At 71.4% G+C, this 2,297-nt stretch carries 5 protein-coding genes; 2 read left to right on the top strand and 3 right to left on the bottom strand.

Features of this window, described 5'->3' with window-relative positions; all coding sequences use genetic code 11:
* Positions 1 to 14 precede the first annotated feature (14 nt).
* Positions 15 to 149 (top strand): Sua5 family C-terminal domain-containing protein, encoded by a 135-nt coding sequence (locus ACH34R_RS44045; protein ID WP_397567609.1) that lies wholly within the window; start codon positions 15 to 17, stop codon positions 147 to 149.
* Positions 150 to 414: 265 nt separating this feature from the next.
* A complete protein-coding gene (locus ACH34R_RS44040) occupies positions 415 to 1,026 on the top strand; it encodes a hypothetical protein (RefSeq protein WP_397567608.1) in 612 nt (203 codons plus the stop codon).
* A 170-nt stretch (positions 1,027 to 1,196) separates the two neighbouring features.
* On the opposite strand, the gene ACH34R_RS44035 is transcribed toward ACH34R_RS44040, so the two are convergent.
* The 3 genes from ACH34R_RS44035 to ACH34R_RS44025 all read right to left on the bottom strand — a co-directional run.
* Positions 1,197 to 1,529, bottom strand: a complete 333-nt coding sequence (locus ACH34R_RS44035; RefSeq protein ID WP_397567607.1) for a hypothetical protein — start codon at positions 1,527 to 1,529, stop codon at positions 1,197 to 1,199.
* A complete protein-coding gene (locus tag ACH34R_RS44030; protein WP_397567606.1) occupies positions 1,526 to 1,930 on the bottom strand; it encodes an STAS domain-containing protein in 405 nt (134 codons plus the stop codon). The genes ACH34R_RS44035 and ACH34R_RS44030 overlap by 4 nt, the downstream gene beginning before the upstream one ends.
* On the bottom strand, positions 1,927 to 2,297 hold a 371-nt coding region (locus ACH34R_RS44025; RefSeq protein WP_397567605.1), incomplete at its 5' end, for an SLC13 family permease. The genes ACH34R_RS44025 and ACH34R_RS44030, both read right to left, overlap by 4 nt.

Genomic DNA, 2,297 nt, shown 5'->3' with positions numbered 1-2,297 from the left:
CTTACGCGCGCCGGCTGTACGGGTTCCTGCGCGAGTTCGACGGGCAGGGGTGTGACCTCATCGTCGCGTCCTTGCCGGTGGAGGAGGGGCTGGGACTCGCGATCGCCAACCGGCTCCGCCGCGCCGCGGGCCCCCGTCCCGCCGAGTGACCGGCCCCCGCGCCGTTCGGCGACGCGCGTAGCGTGTGATGCCGGGGCGGCGCGGTGTGGCTGCGAGGGGACACGCCGCACTGGTCATCGAGCCTGGACGATCACCTCGGCTCCAGCACAGATGGGCTTCGGTGGCCCCCGATTCCTCTATGTAGTCGATCAGGTGACATCTGTGATATCTCCCTGGTCGGCATGCACAAGCCGGGATACCTGTGGAGGGAAGGCTCCGGCACGCGGAGCCCCCATTCACACAAGGAGCACACCGATGCCCGCATCCTCCCTCCGTCTCATCCGCCCTGCTCTGGCCGCCGCCGCGGTGGCCGGGCTGCTCGGCGCTGCCGTTGCGCCCGCCGCCGCGGCGAAGGCCCAGCCCGTACGCACGGCGATCGCCGCGGCGGCGGCGATACAGACCCAGGTCGTGGTCGGCCCGCTCAGCCAGGCGGGCCAGGAGTCGGTGGCGAAGTGCCCCTCCGGTACGGCGGTCCTCAGCGGCGGCTACCACGCCGATTCCTTCAGCCGGTCCGGCGGCGGCGACCCCTTCGACGGGGTACGCACCGACGCGCCACTGTCCGACGGGTCGGGCTGGGCCGCCCGGCTGGCATCGGGGCGGACGTACGCCCGCGCGGTATGCGTACCCAACGCCGAGGCACCGAGGGTGGCCTCCGGCCCGGTGAGCGGGTACAAGGCGACCTCGACCGCGACCTGCCCGTCCGGCACCCGGGCGGTCGGCGGCGGCTACAACAGCCACGGCTGGTTCAAGGACGGGTACGGCGAGTCCCAGGACGCCGTCATCGCCAGCGCGCCCACCGCCAACGGCACCGGCTGGTACGCCATCCAGTTCGAGGGAAGGGTCGAGGCCCGGGCCCTGTGCAGGTGACCAGCCCGGCGGCCGGTCCCCGCCCTTCGGCTGGTATGGCCGTCACCATCCGGGGCGTGAGGGACGGGTTCCGGCGGAACGGGCAGATCAGGCCCCTTGTGACGAACAGATCGGCGCGCGGGCCGTGCCCGCGAGGGCGAGACCGCGTTTCCAGACGGACATGAGCTCGATCATGTGGTTGATACTCCTCGCCTCAACCACATGATCCGAACCTCAAACAGCTCCTGACCGGCCGGGCCATCGCTCCGGGCGGTGCGCAGGTCCTTCCAGCCGACCCGCATGCCATCGCTGAACAGGACGGCGAACAGGGCCAGCTCGGCCAGGCCGCCGACCAGTTCGTCGCCTGGGGTCAGGGACAGTACGCCGAGCGCGCCGTCGCCGAGGACGAATCCGACGACCAGGAACAACGCCGCGGTGGACAGGATCGTGCGGTGGGCCAGGCTGGACAGCAGCACGGCCAGCAGGAGCAGGCCGGCGAAGGCGGTGAGCAAGGTCATCATCATGGAGTCACCATGGGCGGGAGGAGGGACCGTAGCGCCGCCTCGGTGGTATCGAAGACCGGCAGGAGCGTGGGCAGGCCGGTGATCTGCAGCCATCGGGTGACCCGGGCACCGGGCCGGGCGAACGCGACCGCCGTGCCCGGCCCGGTAAGGTGCCGATGCGCATTGATCAGGCAGGAGACGCCGGTCGCGTCGAGGAAGGCCAGTTCCGCCAGGTCGATCAGGACAGGCCCGTCCGGGCGGCCCTGAGGAAGCGTCTCCAGCCAGGAGTGCCAGATGGCGGCCGTGTTCCAGACGAGTCGTCCCGTCGGCCGGACCACGAGAACGCCGTGGTCCATGGCTGTGGCGATCGTGAGCGTGTCGTCGTCCATCACCTCTCCAGGCGGGGGGCCGGTGCCGGTCATGCGAGGTAGCGCAGCCACAGGTACGGCACGCACAACGCGATGGTCACCGCGGTGACGACCAGGCCGTAGCGGGTGAACTGCCAAAAACCGATCGGTGTGCCGTTGCGGGCGGCGATGCCCAGCACCACGACGTTGGCCGCCGCGCCGACCGCGGTGGCGTTGCCGCCCAGGTCCGCCCCGAAGGCCAGCGCCCACCACAACACCTGTCCGGAGCCCTCGCCGCCGCCGGCCTGGACCAGCTCGGCGACGATCGGGCTCATCGTGGCCACATACGGGATGTTGTCCACGATCGCCGACAGCACCGCCGAGGCGCCCAGCAACCCCATGGTGGCAACGCCCAGCCGCCCCTCGGTGGCATCGGCCGCGG

Origin of the sequence: Spongiactinospora sp. 9N601 (assembly GCF_044326295.1) — a bacterium.
Taxonomy (GTDB): domain Bacteria; phylum Actinomycetota; class Actinomycetes; order Streptosporangiales; family Streptosporangiaceae; genus Spongiactinospora; species Spongiactinospora gelatinilytica.
Note: the sequence above shows the minus strand (reverse complement) of the source record. Positions and strands in the feature narration are given on the sequence as shown.